Annotated in this window: 12 protein-coding genes and 1 tRNA gene; 6 read left to right on the top strand and 7 right to left on the bottom strand. The window is 68.6% G+C overall.

What is annotated here, in order from left to right; all coding sequences use genetic code 11:
* Window positions 1–114: 114 nt before the first annotated feature.
* Complete coding sequence (locus AC3IF3_RS24000) at window positions 115–306, bottom strand: hypothetical protein (protein ID WP_192709409.1); 192 nt, start codon at window positions 304–306, stop codon at window positions 115–117.
* A 344-nt stretch (window positions 307–650) separates the two neighbouring features.
* Between AC3IF3_RS24000 and AC3IF3_RS23995 the strand changes: the two genes are divergently transcribed.
* The gene (locus tag AC3IF3_RS23995) at window positions 651–1814 is read left to right on the top strand and encodes an MFS transporter (RefSeq protein WP_489218547.1); all 1164 of its coding nucleotides are present in this window, start codon (window positions 651–653) and stop codon (window positions 1812–1814) included.
* Here AC3IF3_RS23995 and cobD read toward each other — a convergent pair.
* Window positions 1807–2826 carry a threonine-phosphate decarboxylase CobD gene (gene cobD, locus AC3IF3_RS23990; protein ID WP_243966242.1) on the bottom strand — a complete coding sequence of 340 codons (1020 nt, stop codon included), beginning with the start codon at window positions 2824–2826 and terminating at the stop codon, window positions 1807–1809. The two genes, AC3IF3_RS23995 and cobD, sit on opposite strands and share 8 nt — an antisense overlap.
* On the opposite strand from cobD, the gene cbiB reads away from it, so the two are divergent.
* Together cbiB and AC3IF3_RS23980 are read left to right on the top strand one after the other, a co-directional pair.
* Window positions 2818–3813 carry an adenosylcobinamide-phosphate synthase CbiB gene (gene cbiB / locus AC3IF3_RS23985; RefSeq protein WP_489230556.1) on the top strand — a complete coding sequence of 332 codons (996 nt, stop codon included), beginning with the start codon at window positions 2818–2820 and terminating at the stop codon, window positions 3811–3813. The genes cobD and cbiB overlap by 9 nt on opposite strands.
* Window positions 3814–3920: 107 nt before the next feature.
* Entirely contained in the window at window positions 3921–4835 is a 915-nt protein-coding gene (locus AC3IF3_RS23980; protein ID WP_489230555.1) for an NAD(P)-dependent oxidoreductase, read from the top strand.
* A 399-nt stretch (window positions 4836–5234) separates the two neighbouring features.
* On the opposite strand, the gene AC3IF3_RS23975 is transcribed toward AC3IF3_RS23980, so the two are convergent.
* The 5 genes from AC3IF3_RS23975 to cobU form a co-directional block, all read right to left on the bottom strand.
* Entirely contained in the window at window positions 5235–5390 is a 156-nt protein-coding gene (locus AC3IF3_RS23975; RefSeq protein ID WP_243966235.1) for a hypothetical protein, read from the bottom strand.
* A 122-nt stretch (window positions 5391–5512) separates the two neighbouring features.
* Window positions 5513–6856: an MFS transporter gene (locus tag AC3IF3_RS23970; RefSeq protein WP_489230554.1), complete on the bottom strand. Its 1344-nt coding sequence runs from the start codon at window positions 6854–6856 to the stop codon at window positions 5513–5515.
* A gap of 183 nt (window positions 6857–7039) precedes the next feature.
* On the bottom strand, window positions 7040–8482 hold the full coding sequence (locus tag AC3IF3_RS23965; RefSeq protein WP_489230553.1) for a cobyric acid synthase: 1443 nt from the start codon (window positions 8480–8482) through the stop codon (window positions 7040–7042).
* Window positions 8483–8505: 23 nt separating this feature from the next.
* Window positions 8506–9108: a cob(I)yrinic acid a,c-diamide adenosyltransferase gene (cobO, locus tag AC3IF3_RS23960; protein ID WP_489218538.1), complete on the bottom strand. Its 603-nt coding sequence runs from the start codon at window positions 9106–9108 to the stop codon at window positions 8506–8508.
* A complete protein-coding gene (gene cobU / locus AC3IF3_RS23955; protein ID WP_489231359.1) occupies window positions 9105–9611 on the bottom strand; it encodes a bifunctional adenosylcobinamide kinase/adenosylcobinamide-phosphate guanylyltransferase in 507 nt (168 codons plus the stop codon). Before cobU ends, cobO begins: the two co-directional genes overlap by 4 nt.
* 124 nt (window positions 9612–9735) lie before the next feature.
* Between cobU and AC3IF3_RS23950 the strand changes: the two genes are divergently transcribed.
* From AC3IF3_RS23950 to AC3IF3_RS23940, 3 genes are all read left to right on the top strand, one after another.
* A tRNA-Glu gene (locus AC3IF3_RS23950) sits at window positions 9736–9811 on the top strand.
* Between the two features lie 754 nt (window positions 9812–10565).
* Window positions 10566–13724, top strand: coding sequence for a DISARM system SNF2-like helicase DrmD (gene drmD, locus AC3IF3_RS23945; RefSeq protein ID WP_489230552.1), 3159 nt, complete (start codon window positions 10566–10568; stop codon window positions 13722–13724).
* 20 nt (window positions 13725–13744) lie between these two features.
* Entirely contained in the window at window positions 13745–17689 is a 3945-nt protein-coding gene (locus AC3IF3_RS23940) for an Eco57I restriction-modification methylase domain-containing protein (protein ID WP_489230551.1), read from the top strand.
* The last annotated feature ends 19 nt before the right edge of the window (window positions 17690–17708 follow it).

Raw genomic sequence — 17708 nt, 5'->3', positions numbered from 1 at the left:
GGCCATTCTACGGCGGTGCGGGCGCCGCGACCAGAGCTTGAGCGTCCGCCGGGTGCGAAGATCGAGCGTGCCGGTCCGGCACGAAGGTCGTGTGACCGACCGGGGCCGCGCGAATCAGAGCCGCTCGGCCACGGTGGCGAGGTCGGCCCGCTCCCGCCAGTCGCCGACGCCGTGCTGGCGGGCGAAGCGGAGTTCGGCCGCGCGGCGGGCGCGTTCGGGATCGCGGGCCCGGGTGATCTCGACGGAGCCGATCGTGAACGGCACTCCGAGGATTTCCTTGGCGAAGTCGACGCGGTAGTTCGGCATCCCGTACTCCCTGTTGCGGCGGTTCCTGCTGCGGTCGCACGGAACGAACCGCCCTCTCGTTCGTCGTCCGGTGCGGAACCGTGATCGGCTCGACGCCCGGCCTTCGTGTTGTGCGGCACCCGATCGTGCGCCACCGGCGCCGGCCCTGTCGATCGCATATGGTGCGACGGCGGCGGCCGTGAAGGGGCGCGGGGCGTGCCGGCAGGGATGCATCGCCGCAGCTTGCCGGCCGGCGCGCCGGGCCCGTATCGCTGACGGATCGAATGCCCTCCCCGAGACCCGGACCCGACCATGGCCCTTCCGCGGCGGCGTACCTGCCTGCCCTCGACCCAGCCGTGACGCCGATGCTCGACGCGAAAGCCCGTCTCGGCCTGACGCTGATCGCCGGTGGGGCGGTGGCCAACATCTACTACAACCAGCCGCTGCTCGGCCTGATCGTGGCCGAGTTCGGCGACCGCGCCGCCCTCTGGGTGCCGACCACGGCGCTCGTGGGTTACGGGCTCGGCATCGTCGGGCTCGTGCCCCTCGGCGACGCGCTGCCGCGGCGCGCGCTGATCGTGTGGCAGTGCCTCGGCCTCGCCCTGGCGCTCCTCGCGGTGGGGCTGGCGCCCAACCTCGCGAGCCTCGCCCTCGCCCATCTCGTCGTCGGCGTGTTTGCCTGCGCCGCCCAGCAGGCGGTGCCGTTCGCGGCCGAGCTCGCGCCGGATGCGAGCCGTGGGCGGGTCGTCGGCCAGGTGATGACCGGGCTGCTCACCGGCATCCTGCTCGCCCGCACGGCGAGCGGGTTCCTGGGGGCGCATCTCGGCTGGCGGCCGGTCTTCCTGGTCGCGGCCCTGCTGGCGCTGGTCATGGCGGGCATCGCCCGGGCGACCCTGCCCCAGACGGTGCAGACCCATCCCCTGCGCTACCGCGCCCTGATGCTGTCGATCCTCGACCTCGCCCGGACCCAGCCGGTGCTGCGCACGGCGAGCCTGTCGCAGGCGCTGCTGTTTGCCGCCTTCAACGCCTTCTGGGCGACCCTGGCGCTGCTGGTGGAGGGGCCGCCCTTCGGGCTCTCGGCCGCCGGGGCGGGGCTGTTCGGGGTGATCGGCGTCTGCGGGGCCTTCGTGGCGCCCCTGTCGGGCCGCTTCACCGACCGGCGGGGGGCCAAGCCCGTGGTGCTCGGCGGCAGCCTCCTGGTCGCCCTGTCCTTCGTGGTGCTCTGGGCGGGCACGTGGTCGCTCGTCGCAGTGGCGCTCGGCGTCCTGCTCATCGACATCGGCATCAACGGCGCGCTTATCGCCAACCAGACCCGGGCCTACGCCCTGGTCCCAGGGGCGCGGGGGCGGATCAACACCGTGCTGTTCACGACCCTGTTCGTGTTCGGGGCGCTCGGCGCCTATGCCGGCTCGCAGGCCTTCCTGCTGGTCGGCTGGGCGGGGGTCTGCGCGGTCGGGTTCGCCTTCTCGGCGCTGGCCGTGCTGGTGGCGGCCCGCGATCCGCATCCGCCCGGGGGGCGCTCTACTTGAGCACCCGCGACAGCCGGCACCACGCCGCCTTCCCGGCCGGCAGGCCGAAGCGGAGGCGCTCCGGGCGCTCGGCGAAGCGCCGCACCGCGATCCCCGCCGCTGCGAGCCGCCGGTAGAGGTCCGGCCCGTCGGGAAACGCCGCGGTCCGGAACAGGCGCGTGCCGCCGACGACGGTTCCGCCGCCCCGGGCGATCATCCGGTCGAGGCGGCCCGCATCCGCCGCCCGGGCCTGCGCGGCCTCGGCGCGCCACGCCGTATCCGACAGGGCGGCCGTTCCGATCGCCAGGGCCGGCCCGGACACCGCCCAGGGGCCGAGCGCCCCGGCGATCCGCTCCGCCGTCCCGGGATCGGCGACGGCGAATCCCAGGCGCAGGCCCGCGAGCCCGTAGGTCTTGCCGAAGGAGCGCAGCACCACGAGGCCCGGCGCCGCATGCGGGCACAGGCTCTCCACCGGCTCGAGATCCGCGAAGGCCTCGTCGGCCACCAGCAGGCCGCCGCGGGCGCCGAGCGCCGCGGCCAGGGCGCGGCGCGCCGCCAGCGGATGGGTCCGCCCGTCCGGATTGTTGGGATCGACGATCACAACGACCCGGGCATCGCCGACCGCTTCGGGGCCGGAGATCTCCGCCACCGCGTGCCCGGCCCGGGCCCAGGCGGCGGCATGCTCGGCATAGGTGGGCCCGAGGACCGCGACCCGGGTCGGGGCCAGGAGCCGGGGCAGGGTCTCGATCAGGATCTGGGTGCCGGGGGCGGCCACGACGTGACCGGCGCCGGGGGCGCCGTAGGAAGCGGCGGCGGCCTCCCGGAGGGCCTGGACCTCGGCGGCTTCGGGCAGCCGCGTCCAGGCGCTGGCCTCCACCGGCGGCACGGGATAGGGGACCGGGTTGATCCCCGTCGAGAGGTCGAGCCACGGTTCCGGCGCGTCGGGAAAGGCCAGCCGCAGCGCGCCGAGATCGCCGCCATGGGCGATCGGGGCGGGCTCACGCGCGAGAACGTTCCACTCCGAATGGTCCATCTGCCCGGTACGTTTGCCGACACGCTCGCCATCCTCGCCCTCGCCCTCGGGATCGAGGCGGCGGCCGGCTATCCGGACGCGCTCTACAGGGCGGTCGGCCACCCTGTCACCTGGATCGGCCGGCTGATCGCCGCCCTGGAGCGCGGCCTCAACCGCGGCGGCGCCCGGCGGCGCCGGGCCGCGGGCTGCCTCGCCCTGGCGCTCCTGCTCGCCGCGGTGGGGCTGCCGGTGCTCGGCCTCACGGCTTTGGCGGGCCTCGCCGGCCCCCTCCCCGCCTGGCTGCTCCTCGGCCTGATCTGCGCCAGCCTGCCCGCGCAGCGCAGCCTGCACGACCACGTCGCCGCGGTGGAACGGGCCCTGCGCGCCGGCGGCCTGGAGGCCGGGCGCCGCGCGGTGGCGATGATCGTCGGGCGCGACCCCGAACGGCTCGACGCGCCGGCCGTGTGCCGCGCCGCCATCGAGAGCCTGTCGGAGAACTTCTCCGACGGGATCGTCGCGCCCGCCGTCTGGATCGGCGGCCTCGGCCTCCCCGGCGGTGCGCTCTACAAGGCAATCAACACCGCCGACAGCATGATCGGCCACCGGACTCCGCGCTACGCCGCCTTCGGCTGGGCGGCGGCCCGGCTCGACGATCTGGTGAACCTGCCGGCCGCGCGGCTCGCCGGCCTGCTGATCGCCGGGGCGGCCGCCCTGCGCGGCGCCGACGCCCGCGGCGCGTTCCGGGCCATGGCCCGCGACGCCAGCCGCCACCGCTCGCCGAATGCCGGCTGGCCGGAAGCGGCGATGGCCGGGGCCCTCGGCCTGCGGCTCGCGGGACCGCGGGTCTACGACGGCGCCCTCGTCCCCGACGCCCATATGGGCGACGGCCGGGCCGAGGCCACGCCGGACGACATCGCCCGGGCGCTTGCGCTGTACCGCACGGCCTGCTGGCTCCAGGGCGGTCTCGTGCTGGGGCTTCTCGGCATCGGCCTTGCCCTGACGGCCTGATCCGGACCCTCTGCGCGCGCGACTTGGCGCGAGGCGACTTGGCGCGGCAGGGGCTTTGCACCGCCCGCGCACCGGACGCATCGTGGGGACGGAACAGGGAGATGCCGATGCGCGCGGTGTTCGTGGATGCCAACGAGATCCTAGCGGCGGTGGCCCGGCGCCTGCTGCAGCCGGACGACCCGCCCTTCGCGATCCACGCGGAGCCCGCCATCGGCCCGGAGGACCTGCCGGGGATCCTGGCCGGGGCCGCGGTCGCGGTGATCGACCACACCGCCCTCCCCCTGGCCGTGGCCCGCGCCTGCACGGGGCTGAAGCACGTCGTCTTCCTCGGCACCGGCGCGCGCAGCTACATGGACCCGGAGGCGCTCCAGGCCGAGCTCGGCGTGACGGTCCACACCATCAAGGGCTACGGCGACACGGCGGTCGCCGAATGCGCCTTCGCGCTGATGTGGGCCGCCGCCCGGGGCATCGCCGCCATGGACCGGGGCATGCGTGCCGGATCCTGGCTCCGCACCGAGGGGATGCAGCTCACCGGCAAGACGGTGGGCCTCGTCGGGTTCGGCGGGATCGGGGCCGAGATGGCGCGGCTGTGCCTGGGCGTCGGCCTGCGGGTGCTCGCCTGGAACCGGACCCCGAAGGCCCATCCGGGGGTCGCCTTCGTCGCGCTGGACCGGCTGCTCGCCGAGAGCGACGTGGTCTCGCTCCACCTGCTGCTGACCGACGAGACCCGCGGCTTCCTCTCGGCCGCGCGCCTCGCCGCGATGAAGCCCGGCGCCATCCTGATCAACACCGCCCGGGGTGCGGTGGTCGACGAGGCCGCCCTGGTCGAGGCCCTGCGCACCGGGCCGATCGCGCAGGCCGGGCTCGACGTGTTCGCGGTCGAGCCGCTGCCGGCCGATCACCCGCTGGCCGGCCTGCCCAACGTCACCCTCTCGGCGCATTCGGCCTTCCGGACGCCGGAGGCCAGCGACAACCTGATCGGTGCCGCCCTCGACCATTGCCGGCGGATCGCCGCCGGCTGACGGCCGGTGATCCGCTCTGGGATCGAGGGATCCCAGAGGGCTTATGCCCAGCCCTCTGAAGGTGTTTCCGGATGTGCCGGGACACCGACCAGACGCGCTCTCCTCCCCACGGGGGCCACGAGGTTCTCACCGCGCCTCGGGAAGGCGTCACAGGTCCCCTCTCCCGGGCGGGAGGGGGGACCCGCGCCTCGTCCCGTGCCCGCGTGGCCCGGCTCGATCTGTGAGTCCGCAAGCCCACACGGGAAGGGGAAACACGCGGCTTCTTCACGATGTCACAGCCGTGGATCGTGATTCCCGCATCCAGCCCGTACACCTCGAAAGGGCTGGATCCCGGATCTTTCGAACCTGAGACCTTCGCTTATCGAAGCGGCCCTGCCTCGACCAGGGTCGACGACGCGCTCAGTGCTCGGTGCCCGGCATGTTGGGTCGCGGCGCGCCGCCGTGATGCTGGATCACGTTGGAGCGCTCCGGGCTGCCCTTGGCGTCGGCGACCTGCTTCCGGGCCGCGGCGGCCAGGAACCAGATGCCACCGAGCGTTCCGAAGGCGAGAATCATAAGCGGAAATCCCTGACTCATCGCGGTTTCCTCCTCGATGGCACCCCGCGGGCGCGCGGGGTCGCATCATCCTGCCGGTCGAGCCGGCTTGAGGAAGCATAACGCACCAAGCCGTCGGGTGTTCAGGCCGCCCGCGTCGCGGCCGGCACGCCCCGCCGCTCCGCGTCCCGGCGCAGGGCGGAGAGCACCACGAACATCAGGCCGGCCCCCACGGCGAGGCAGGCCGACAGGAACAGCATCGGCACGAGGTCGCTGCGGGTCTGGTCGCGGATGAACGGCACCGCGTTCTGCGCCACGAAGCCGCCGAGATTGCCCACCGAGTTGATCGCCGCGATCCCCGCCGCCGCCGAGGCGCCGCGCAGGAAGGTCCCGGGCATCGACCAGAAGACCGGCTGCGCCGAGAAGGTCCCGGCCGCCGCCACGCACAGGCAGGCGAACTTCACCGCGTCCCCCGGCAGGACGACGCTGAGCGCCAGCCCGGCCGCGCCGACCAAAGCCGGCCCGACCACGTGCCAGGTCAGGGCGTCGCCCTGCGCGCCGGTGCGGGCGGCGTGGCGCGGGACCCACCACAGGGCCACCGCCGTGGCCATCCAGGGGATGATGTTGAGGAAGCCGTTGGTCAGGTTCGAGACGCCGAAGCCCTTGACCACGGTCGGCAGCCAGTAGCCCAGCCCGTAGGCGGCCAGCGGCAGGCAGATGTAAACGCCGGCCAGCATCAGCACCCGCCGGTCGAGGAGCGCCGCGAACGGGTTGCCGTGATCGACATGGCCCCCGCCCGCGCGCTCCGCCTGGAGGGTCCGGGCGAGCCAGTCGCGCTGGGCCTGCGACAGCCAGGGCGCGGTCTCGGGCCCGTCGGGCAGGACGAGCAGGACGATCACGGCCATCAGGATCGCCGGCACTCCGGTGGCCAGGAACACCCATTGCCAGCCCGCGAGGCCGAGCACGCCGTTCAGGCCGAGGAGCGCGCCGCCGACCGCCGCGCCGACCGCGTTGGCCACCGCGCTGGCGATCATGAACCAGCCGATCATCCGGGCCCGGTGCCCCTGCGGGAACCACAGGGTGAGGGCGAAAAGCACGCCCGGGAAGAAGCCGGCCTCGGCGACGCCGAGCAGGAAGCGCAGCACGTAGAACATCGCCGTGCCCCGGGTGAAGCCGAGCAGCACCGTGACGAGGCCCCAGGTGATCATGATCCGGGCGAACCAGATCCGCGCCCCGACCCGCTCCATGAACACGTTGGCCGGCACCTCGAACAGGAAGTAGCCGAGGAAGAACAGCGAGGCCCCGAGGCCGTAGGCGGTCTCGCTGAGGCCGAGGCTGCCGACCATCTCCAGCTTGGCGTAGGAGACGTTCTGCCGATCGATATAGGCGATCAGGTAGAGCAGACCGAGGAGCGGCATCAGCCGCAGGGTCACCGTACGGACGGTGCGCGCGGCGAGATCTGCATCCGCGGGCGCTTGGATGGACATGCGGCGTTCCTCAACTCGCTGCGGCCCTTCGTCGCGAAGGCCTGCCACAGTCCTAAGCAGACTCGCGCCGGCAAGCCAACTCGCCGTCTGCTTCGGTTCTTCAGGAGGGGCAGGGTTTTGACGCGCGGCCACGGTGGGCCGGGCCGGCCTCTGCTTGCGCGCGTCTCGGAGCCGGGGCCGCGTCTACCGGGCGAGGGCCAGGAGCCGGTCGCAATCGACATGGGCCGCGATGTGCCGCGCGAGCCCGTCCAGCGCCGCCTCGACGCCCGCCTCGTAGCCCGCGCCGTCGGATGCGGCCCCGAGGCGCCCGAGCCAAGCCGCCCGCTGGGCATCCTGCGCGAACAGGCCGTGGACGTAGGTCCCGGCCACGCGCCCGTCCGCCGAGACCGCCCCGTCCAGGCGCCCGTCGGCCAGAAGCAGCAGCGGCCGGGCCGCGTCGGGGCCCGCCGTCGCGCCGATATGCATCTCGTAGCCGGAGAACGGCACGCCGTCGGGCAGGCTCGTGCCGGTGACCGCGGCGAGGCGCTTCTCGGGGGTCATCACGGTGTCGATGTCGAGGAGCCCGAGGCCCGGCACCGTGCGGGGCGCCCCCTCGATCCCGTGCGGGTCGGCGAGGGTGCGCCCGAGCATCTGGTAGCCGCCGCACAGGCCGAGCACCCGTCCGCCCCGGCGGACATGGGCGCGCAGGTCGATGTCCCAGCCCTCGGCGCGGAACCGGTCGAGATCGTCGATCGTGGTCTTGGAGCCCGGCAGCAGCACCAGGGCGGCCTCCGCGGGGATCGGCGTGCCGGGCTGGACCAGCACCACCGACACGCCGGGTTCGGCCCGCAGCGGGTCGAGATCGTCGAAATTGGCGATCCGCGGCAGGACCGGCACCGCCACCGTGACGGCCCCCGCCTCGCGCGGGCCCGAGCCGGCCAGGCCGAGCACGTCCTCGGCCGGCAGGCGGGCGGCCGCGGGGAAGTGGGGCACGAGGCCGAGCGCCGCCCAGCCGGTCCGCTCGGCGATCAGCCGCATCCCGTCGGAAAACAGGCTCGGGTCGCCGCGGAACCGGTTGACGATGAAGCCGGCGATCAGCGCGGCGTCCTCCGGCGCGATCACCGCCTTGGTGCCGACGAGGCTGGCGATCACCCCGCCCCGATCGATGTCGCCGACCAGCACCACCGGCGTGTCGGTGGCCCGGGCGAAGCCCATATTGGCGATGTCGCCCGCGCGCAGGTTCACCTCGGAGGCCGAGCCCGCGCCCTCGACCAGGACCAGATCGGCCTCCGCGGCGAGCCGGGAAAAGCTCTCCAGGACGGCCGGCATGAGCTTCGGCTTCCAGGCCTGGTAGTCGCGGGCCTTCACGGTGGCGACCATCCGGCCCTGCACCACCACCTGGGACCCGACCTCGCTCTGGGGCTTGAGCAGGACCGGGTTCATGTGGACGGAGGGCGCCACCCGGGCGGCCCGGGCCTGGAGCGCCTGCGCCCGGCCGATCTCGCCGCCATCGGCGGTGACGGCGGCGTTGTTCGACATGTTCTGCGGCTTGAACGGCCGGACCCGCAGCCCCCGGTCGGTGAAGGCGCGCGCCAGCCCCGCCACGATCAGCGACTTGCCGACATCGGAGCCGGTGCCCTGGATCATCAGGGCTTTTTTCCGCGATAGGTTCAGAACTCGATCCCCTCCTGCGCCTTCACGCCGGCCGAGAAATGGTGCTTGACGCTGCCCATCTCGGTGACGAGGTCGGCGGCCTCGATCAGGGCCGGCTTGGCGTTGCGGCCGGTGACGACCACGTGCAGGTCCGGCCGGCGGTCCGTGAGGGCGGCCAGCACCGCGTCGAGGTCGAGGTAGTCGTAGCGGAGCGCGATGTTGAGCTCGTCGAGGACGAGCAGGCGGATCGTGGGATCGGCCATCAGCCCCGCGGCGACGTCCCAGGCGTGGCGGCAGGCGGCGATGTCCCGGGCCTTGTCCTGGGTCTCCCAGGTGAACCCCTCCCCGAGGGTATGCCAGGCGACCCGGTCGCCGAAGGCCGCCACCGCGTGGCGCTCGCCGGTGTCCCAGCCGCCCTTGATGAACTGCACCATGCCGACCCGCCAGCCGCGGCCGAGCGCCCGCAGCATCAGCCCGAGGGCGGCGGTGCTCTTGCCCTTGCCGGGGCCGGTATGGACCAGGAGCAGGCCCTTCTCGACGGTCTTGGCCGCCACCTCGGCGTCCTGGACGGCCTTGCGCTTCTCCATCTTGGCGCGGTGGCGGGTCGCGTCGTCGCTCATGCGGGGGCTCCTGGCTTCACGATGAGGGGCAGCCCGGCGACGGTGAACACGACCCGGTCGGCCCGGGCGGCGAGCCGCTGGTGCAGGCGCCCGGCCTCGTCGCGGAAGCGGCGGGCCAGGGCGTTGTCGGGCACGATCCCGAGCCCGACCTCGTTGCCGACCAGCACCAGCGGTCCCGGCGCGCCGGCGCAGGCGGCGAGCAGCCGCTCCACGGCCTCCGCCACGTCGGCCTCCGCCAGGATCAGGTTGGTGAGCCAGAGCGTGAGGCAATCGACCAGGACAGGCCCCGTGGCCCCGGCCACCGCCTCCGGCAGGGCCAGGGGCACGTCGCGGGTGCGCCACGCCCCGGCGCGGCGCGCGCGGTGCTGGGCGATGCGCGCGACCATCTCGTCGTCGAAGGCCTGGGCGGTGGCGAGGTAGAGCCACGGGCCGGGACAGGCCTCGATCAGCCCCTCCGCGTAGGCGCTCTTGCCGGACCGCGCCCCGCCGAGGACGAGGGTCATGCGAGGGGGAGGCTGCATGCCCCTCCATCGCCCCAAGCCGGCCTCCGGTCAAACCCAGGCGGTGTGGCGCTTCAGCGGTTGCCGGGCGCGCCGCCTCCGACTATAGAACCCCGGTCCCGCCAAAGCGCCCTTCGTCTAGCGGTCCAGGACGTCGCCCTTTCACGGCGAAAACACGGGTTCGATTCCCGTAGGGCGCGCCAGGGTTTTTATTGCAGTACAACAAGTTAGCGGTGCGGCGTTTGCGCTGTGGCACGGCCGAACTAATTTCGGTCTAATATGCGGCGTTGCCCGATATGCGCCTGAGCTTGATCCGGACCTATGTCACTACCCCGCGGCTTGCCACGAGGGGCGTAGCTGCCCGTCTGCTTTCGAAAGCCAACACCGCTTGTGGCGTTTGGGCTGACACCGCCTACTGCTCAAATCAGAACTAGGCGTACCTGCGGGCAACGGCTTCGTTCCGCTCATCCCAATGCAAGAAGCCGATGCAAAGTCATATCGCCTGAGCGCAACCCCGAGAGCCGAAGGTTCGCGCTGCCGTCGAGCACGTCTTCGCCTGCCAGAAGCGGCCGACGGGGTTTGCCGTGCCCGCCATAGGCTTGATCTGGTCTGACGCGAAGATCGGGCTGGCAACCTCGTTTTCAGCATGAACCGAGTGGTTTGGTTCACCGGTTCCCAGCAAGGACGGGCCGAGGATCAGGATTGAGGTGACTTGGCCCAGACCGGTCCGGCGATGGGGCCGCGTACATGTTCAGAATGCCAGTCCATCGGCAAAACGCCTGCGCAACGGCGGTTTGAATGAAGCTACATGGCCGCCTCGTGACAAGCTTGACAGCGAAATTGCCGCTACCTACGAGTACAGAAGGGTCGAAGCTCTGCCGATGAAGGGAGTCATATACATCATTTTAAGAATATAGCAGTCAAATATTTGACAGTACGTGGTTTCGAAAGCGTATCATGAGCTTAGAAAATTCCGACGCTATTTTAGGTAACGGCGAGAGGTTGCTTGGCTCTTTCATTAGAGCAAGAGCAAAGACCTGGCTCGTTGAGGGCGTGGGGGCTGCGAGCGGCGTGCCACTAGTTGATCTCGTCTCAGTCGATGATGACTCTCAGGGAGAGACGCTACGCCTGACACTCTCGCCGGAAATCAACGTCGAGGTCATCGACCCGCAGGACTGGTCGCCCCTTCTGCGCACTTCTTTCGAAGGACCCGACCGACTTGGCGCTTTCCTGCGTGCCACCGAATGGCGCACGGCATCGGCGGCTGATCGCAAGCTATTTCAAGCCCCGTTCCGCGCTGGCATCCGGCTCGACGCCTACCAGCTCCTGCCGCTCGCCAAAGCGCTCGAACTGCCGCGTGTGAACTTGCTCATCGCGGACGACGTCGGCCTCGGCAAGACCGTTGAGGCCGGGCTGATCGTGCGCGAACTGCTGCTACGACGTCGGATCGACGTTGTGGTCGTGGCCGCACCTGCCTCGATGCTGCTGCAGTGGCAGGACGAGTTGGCGCAAAAATTTGGGCTCGACTTCACCATTGTCGACCGCGAGCACTTGATCGAGACTCGTCGCAGCCGCGGCTTTGCAGCCAATCCTTGGAGTATCGGCTCGCGCTTCATCGTCTCGCACAGCGTGCTGTTTGACGATGTCTATATGGGAGGCCTACGCGATCTTCTGGGCGAATTCCGCGGGCGCTCAATGTTCATCCTCGACGAGGCCCACCACGCCGCCCCCTCCGCAGGCGCGGCGTGGGCGGTCGAGAGCCAGATGACGCGGGCGGTGCGTGAGGTCGCGCGCCGCTTCGAACATCGGCTGTTCCTCTCGGCCACGCCCCATAACGGGCATTCGAATTCCTTTGCCACTCTCTTAGAGATCCTCGACCCACAACGCTTCCACCGCGGTATCGAGGTCGAGCCTGCGGACCTCGCGCCCGTGATGGTGCGGCGCCTGAAGGAAGACCTGCGGCAGCTGGGCCAACCCTTTCCAGAGCGCAAGGTCGACCCGATCCGGATCGCGGACCTGCCGCCAGACGCCCCCGAGCTACGCCTCGCAGCGATGCTGGAGGAATATCGCGCCTCGGCGGCAGGTGGGGCTCGTGCTCGCTTCCTGTTCGCCAATCTGCAACAGCGGCTGTTCTCCTCAATCGCAGCCTTCGACCGCACGCTCGCCACCCACCGCCGCACGCTGCTACGCCGACGCGGAGAGGAAGCCGCAGGATCGTCCGAGACTGCGGATGACGATGACCTCCTCGGCGCCGCGACCGAAGCCGCGCGGGCCGAGATCGGCGACATAGATGCAGCCATTGCCCATGTGGACCGCATGCTCGCGGTCACTCGGGCGGTCCGTGACCTACCGGACGCGCGTATCGCCAAGCTCCTCGACTGGATCGAGGCTGAGATGCTCGATGAGCGCCAGCACTGGCGCGACCGCCGTCTGATCCTCTTCACCGAGTGGGACGATACTCGGCGCTGGCTTGTTGAGCGCCTGAAGGAGGGCCTGCTCCAGCGCAGCCGGGGCGCGGTCGATCTCGACGGACGCATCCTAGTCTTCACCGGCCAGACCAGCCTAGAGGAGCGCGATCGCATCAAGATTGCCTTCAACGCGCCATTCGTGAAGGAGCCGGTGCGTATCCTCGTCTGCACCGATGCGGCACGCGAAGGGCTCAATCTGCAGGCGCGCTGCCGCGACCTCATCCATGTCGACCTACCCTGGAACCCGTCGCGCCTCGAACAGCGCAACGGCCGCATCGACCGCAAGCTGCAGCCTGCCCAGAGTGTGAGCTGCCGCTACTTCATCTACGATCAGCGGGAGGAGGACCGGGTCCTCGACGCACTGGTGCGCAAGGCCGAGACGATCCGACGCGAACTCGGCGCCTCGGGCGAGGTACTGCGCCTGAGCATTGAGGGACGGCTGGCGCGCGGCGGCATCCAGCGCGGCGAGGCGGCTCGGCTAGCGCGAGAGATCGAGGGCGAGACTTCTCGCCGTACGGCTCTTGCCGAGCGGGAACTTGGCGAGGCGCAGGAGCGCCGGATCGCACGGCTGAAGGAGGAGCAGGAGCGCCTCCACGCCGCCCTTGAGCGGGCGAAGAGGCGCGTCGGCGTGGCGGGCGCGGACGTCCGCCGCGTGGTCGAAATCGCTCTGGCACAGGACGGGGCGGCGTTGCGGCCCGGTGGGTTCAGCGTGAGCGAAGCAGCCCGGCTCGACCCCGAGGACCCAGTCTTCGCCAAGGACTCAAGTTGGGCGTCTCTCTTCGACGAATTGCGTCCTGGCCGGCCCGCCCGCCCAAAGGACCGAGCGCGCTGGCGCCGCGAGACCCCCGTGCGCGGCCTCGTGTTCGAGCCGCCGCTCGTGGCGGAGGGCGAGCCCGAACCACAGGATGTGGTGCAGCTCCACTTGGAGCACCGGCTTGTGCGGCGATTAATCTCGCGCTTCGCGAGCCAGGGTTTCCGCGCCTCGGTTGGGCGTGTCACCGCAATGGTCGCGCGCGACCCTCGTATGCGTGTGGTGCTGATCGGTCGCCTGTCGCTATTTGGGCCGGGCGCACGCCGGCTGCACGAGGAGATCATTCCCGTCACCGCGCAATGGCGCGACGTCCGGCGCGAGGCCGAGCCGCTGGTCCCCTACGCCGAGACGGGTGAGGCGACCACGATTGCCGAACTTGACGAGGCTCTGCGCCGCGGGATCTCGCCCGGCGAGGGCGTGCTAGCGCGGCTGCGTGCGAGCGTCGCGGCTGACATCGCAGACCTGCGCCCGCACCTCGAAGCCCGTGCAGAAGCGGCCGAAGCGGCGGCGGTAGCCGACCTCGCCGAGAATGGACAGCGGGAGGCCGACGCGCTGGCCGGGCTGCTGCGTCGGCAGATCGAGAAGGTGGGCGAGGCGATGCGCGACGCCGAAGCCCCGACCCAGTTCGAGCTCGACCTCGCCTCCGCGGAAGACCGCCAGCAGCGCGACAGAGAGCTGCGTCAGTTTGAAGCCGACCGACGCTCCTGGGACGGCAAGCTTTTGCGGCTGCAGACCGACCTCGACGCCGAGCCCCGAGCCGTGCGGGAGGGTTACGCCGTGCAAGCTCGCCAGCTCGAACCCCTCAGCCTTGTCTATCTCTGGCCCGCGACGAACTGAGCGGCGCGGAAAGGACGCCAATGATCGACCATGCACGCCCGGACGAAACCGCGGAATGGCTCAATTATCTCCAGCCGGAGGGGCTCGTCGTCGGCGCGAACGTGCTACGCGAGCGCGAGCTATCGCCCGTCCGCCAGACGGCGTTTGAGACCGCGGAGGCCGCACATGCGCTCGGGCTGCCCACAGCGGCCGAGCGCGCAGAGGACCAGCACTTCGTGCTTGGTGATCCCTGGCGCTTCTTCGAGACAGTGCTGGACTGGCCCGCATCGCGGGTTGCAGCCGCGCCGGGCGGTCCGGCCCTCGACCGTGACCTTGCCCGAACGGTACCCGAGCACACCACACTGCTCACACCCGACATGGCGCTGCTCTGGAACGGTCCAGGTGAAGAGGGGGTGCCAGCGCAAGCGCTGGTGGCGCTCCACCCGGAGCTCGATCCGGACGGCCGCAACCAGTTCGGCGCCGGAGAGTGGGAGGCGAGCCCACACGCGCGACTAGAGCGGCTGGTGCGCGAAACTGGCGTCGGCGTCGGCGTGCTCGTCGCTCGCAACACGTTGCGGTTGATCTACGCCCCACGCGGTGAGACCGCGGGCTGGCTTAGCTTCCCACTCGCGGCGCTCGGGCGCGTTGAGGGCCGCCCAATGCTTGCAGGGCTGAAGCTTTGCCTCGGGCGCAGGGCCTTCTTCACCGGCGCACCAGAAACGCGGCTTCGTGCGCTCCTCCAAGCCTCCCGCGAAGCGCAGGACAGGGTCTCGGAGAAGCTCTCCGGGCAGGTGCTGGGCGCCCTCTACGAGCTGCTACGCGGCCTGCACCGGGCTGATCCGGAGGGGATCGAGTCGCTGGCTGGGCGCGAACCGCACCACCTATATGAAGGCCTGCTCTCCTGTCTGATGCGGCTCGTCTTTCTGCTCTATGCGGAGGACCGCGACCTACTGCCCTCGTCGGACGAGCCGCGGCTGCGGCAACTTTGGGAGAGCGGCTACTCAGTGCGCACCCTCTACGCGCGGCTTCAAGCCGACGAGGCGCTCAACCCGGACACGATGGACCAGCGCCACGGTGGCTGGGGCCAGCTTCTCGCGGTGTTCCGCCTCGTCCATGGTGGGTATCCAGGCTGGGTGACGGGGCGCGGCGGCAAGCTGTTCGACCCCGACGCCTTCCTGTTCCTGGAGGGCCGCACAGCGGGGGAGCCACGGTGCCAAGCGCGGGTGCTGCCGGTCTCCGACGGCACCGTGCTGCGCATCCTGCACGGACTGATGACGGTGGAGGGCCGTAGCTTAGCGGGCGAGCGCATCCGTGAGCGGCTTTCCTATCGGGCGCTCGACGTCGAAAGCATCGGCTCGGTCTACGAGACCGTTATGGGCTTCACCGCTCTGCGCGCGGGGGAGCGTATGATTGCGCTACGCGACGAGAAGCGCCTGCCGGCCTTCATCGGGCTCGACAGCCTACTCTCCCAGAAACCCTCCGAGCGGCAGAAGTGGCTGAAGGAGCGCGGGATAAAGCTTTCAACGAAGCAGCAGAAGGGCGTAAAAGACGCTGGCGACGCCGCAACGCTCCTCGCTGCACTCGGCTCTGCCATCGACGAACGCGCCTCGCCAGACGCCGTGCCCGTCGCGCCCGGCACGCCCTACCTGCAGCCGACCGAGGAGCGCCGCCGCTCCGGCTCGCATTACACCCCGCGCTCACTCACCGAGCCGATTGTGCGCCACGCTCTCGAACCCGCCTTCGCACGTATTGGTGCCGAAGCCCCGCCAGAAGCGGTGCTCGCCCTCAAGGTACTTGACCCGGCCTGTGGCTCGGGCGCGTTCCTCGTCGAGGCGTGCCGCCAGCTCGGCGCCCGGCTGGAGCAGTCCTGGACGATGCGCCCAACCGAGAAGCCGCCGATCCCGGCCGACGAGGATGAGGCTACGCACGCGCGGCGGCTCGTGGCCCAGAAGTGCCTCTACGGCGTCGACCGCAATCCAATGGCGGTGGATCTCGCGCGCTTGTCACTCTGGCTCGCGACGCTGGCCCGGGAGCACGAGTTTCAGTTCCTCGACCACGCCCTGAGGAGCGGCGACAGCCTCGTCGGTCTCACTCGCAAGGAGATCCAGGCAGTCCACTGGGACGCCTCGAAGCCAGGCCTGCCGCTCTTCCGCAGCATAATCGAGAAGGTCGTCGCGAAGGCGCTTGAAGGGCGCGAGGCGATCCGTAACGCGGCCGACGACGTAACGCTTGTGGTCCAGACCGCCCGCTACCGTCGCGTCGACAACGAGGTCGAGCCGGCCCGCATCGTCGGTGATGCGGTGATCGCAGCCTTTTTCTCGGCTGATAAGGCAAGGGCACGAGAAGCAGAGCGGATAAGTGTTGAGAGCTGGCTTACATCTGATATGCAGCCTGACTGGAGCAGACTGCAGCGAGCCTCTGATGAATTTCGCAAGACGCAGAATTGGCGCCCGTTCCATTGGGAAATTGAATTTCCAGAAGTATTCTTGGGAGATAATCCAGGTTTTGACGCAGTCGTTGGAAATCCACCATTTTTAGGTGGCGCGCGTATTTCCAACGAGATCGGAGCGAATTATTTTCAGTTTATTTCTGGAAAATACGAAGGTTGTCGGCATCAATGTGATTTAAGTGCGTATTTCTACAGGGTAAGTTTTTCGTTCATTAAAAACGAGGGCAGTTTTGGTCTTATCGCTACCAAAACCATAGCGGAGGGGGATACTCGAGTTGGCGGCTTACAGCAGATCATCGAAACTGGTGGGACGATTTATAGAGCTATTCGGCGTCATAGATGGCCAGGAGAAGCCGCTATTATCGTTTCTGTAGTCCATGTTTCAAAGGGCCCCTCAGTTCAGGTAGTTCTTAATGGCAAAAAAATTGATCGTATTAGTGCATACCTTCTAAGTGGATCTTACGATAAAACACCATTTATATTGACAAAAAATCCTTATTTCTCCAAAGGAGTAATGATTTATGGACAGGGATTTTTGTTTGATGACAATGATCAGAAGGCAAATTCACGGGAAGACTACGATTTATTGGTTGCCAATCATGCCGATGAGAAACAGTATGTGCATCCGTATATTGGAGGCGATGAACTAAATAGCGACCCGTTTGCACGATCTGAGCGAAAAATAATCAATCTAAGCAAATTCAAAAATGAGCATGAGATTGACGCGAGGTTTTTGCTCGGCCTCGTTCGTCTTCGTGTGAAGCCCGAAAGGGATCGCCTCCCCAATAACGCCAATAACAAGCCGGTTAAGAAGAGGTGGTGGGCTTATCAGGCGTCTCGTTCAGAACTATTTAGTCGAATTGCGAATAAAGACAAAATTTTAGTTCATTCGCAGATTAGTTCCCATCATAATTTTCAATTTTATAATACGAAAACCATTTTTAGTCAAAAAGTAAATGTGTTTGATTTATCTAGCTATGGAGCTTTTGCTATATTACAGTCTAGAGTTCATGGGATCTGGTCGATGTTTTTTGGCGCAACTCTTGGAAATCAATTCTGCTATACACCATCGGATTGCTTTGAGACTTTTCCATTTCCACGAGAGTATGAGGTCCTCGCGGAGCTTGAAAGTATCGGAAAGTCTTATCATGCTCACCGAGCGATGATAATGGCTGAAGCCGACGAGGGCATAACCAAAACTTATAACCATTTCCACAACCCCGACGAGCGAAGGCTCACTATCGAGTGCTTGCGCGAATTGCACAATGAGATGGATCGAGCCGTTCTGCGCGCCTACGGCTGGGACGACCTCGCCGACAATTTGAGGCCTGAATTCCTGACGTCCGAGACCGAGGACGACCACATCTACCAGGGCCGCTATTTCTGGCCGGCGGAGCAGCGCGAGCTCGTCCTCGCACGCCTGCTCGCGCTTAATGCACAGCGCTACGCCGAAGAGGTCGCAGCCGGGATCGAGCCCGCGCGCGGACGGAAGTCTGCTGAGGATGCCCAGGATCAGAACGCGTTCGATCTGACGTAGTTATCTTCAGGTTGCACCG

It is taken from the genome of Methylobacterium sp. J-118, assembly GCF_057836565.1.
This window is presented reverse-complemented; position numbering and strand designations above follow the sequence as displayed.

Excerpts from the sequence above, each read along its gene's own strand:
- AC3IF3_RS24000 (WP_192709409.1), bottom strand. The coding sequence starts at position 306 with ATGCCGAACTACCGCGTCGACTTCGCCAAGGAAATCCTCGGAGTGCCG.
- AC3IF3_RS23995 (WP_489218547.1), top strand. The coding sequence starts at position 651 with ATGCTCGACGCGAAAGCCCGTCTCGGCCTGACGCTGATCGCCGGTGGG.
- cbiB (WP_489230556.1), top strand. The coding sequence starts at position 2,818 with ATGGTCCATCTGCCCGGTACGTTTGCCGACACGCTCGCCATCCTCGCC.
- cobD (WP_243966242.1), bottom strand. The coding sequence starts at position 2,826 with ATGGACCATTCGGAGTGGAACGTTCTCGCGCGTGAGCCCGCCCCGATC.
- AC3IF3_RS23980 (WP_489230555.1), top strand. The coding sequence starts at position 3,921 with ATGCGCGCGGTGTTCGTGGATGCCAACGAGATCCTAGCGGCGGTGGCC.
- AC3IF3_RS23975 (WP_243966235.1), bottom strand. The coding sequence starts at position 5,390 with ATGATTCTCGCCTTCGGAACGCTCGGTGGCATCTGGTTCCTGGCCGCC.
- AC3IF3_RS23970 (WP_489230554.1), bottom strand. The coding sequence starts at position 6,856 with ATGTCCATCCAAGCGCCCGCGGATGCAGATCTCGCCGCGCGCACCGTC.
- AC3IF3_RS23965 (WP_489230553.1), bottom strand. The coding sequence starts at position 8,482 with ATGATCCAGGGCACCGGCTCCGATGTCGGCAAGTCGCTGATCGTGGCG.
- cobO (WP_489218538.1), bottom strand. The coding sequence starts at position 9,108 with ATGAGCGACGACGCGACCCGCCACCGCGCCAAGATGGAGAAGCGCAAG.
- cobU (WP_489231359.1), bottom strand. The coding sequence starts at position 9,611 with ATGACCCTCGTCCTCGGCGGGGCGCGGTCCGGCAAGAGCGCCTACGCG.
- drmD (WP_489230552.1), top strand. The coding sequence starts at position 10,566 with ATGAGCTTAGAAAATTCCGACGCTATTTTAGGTAACGGCGAGAGGTTG.
- AC3IF3_RS23940 (WP_489230551.1), top strand. The coding sequence starts at position 13,745 with ATGATCGACCATGCACGCCCGGACGAAACCGCGGAATGGCTCAATTAT.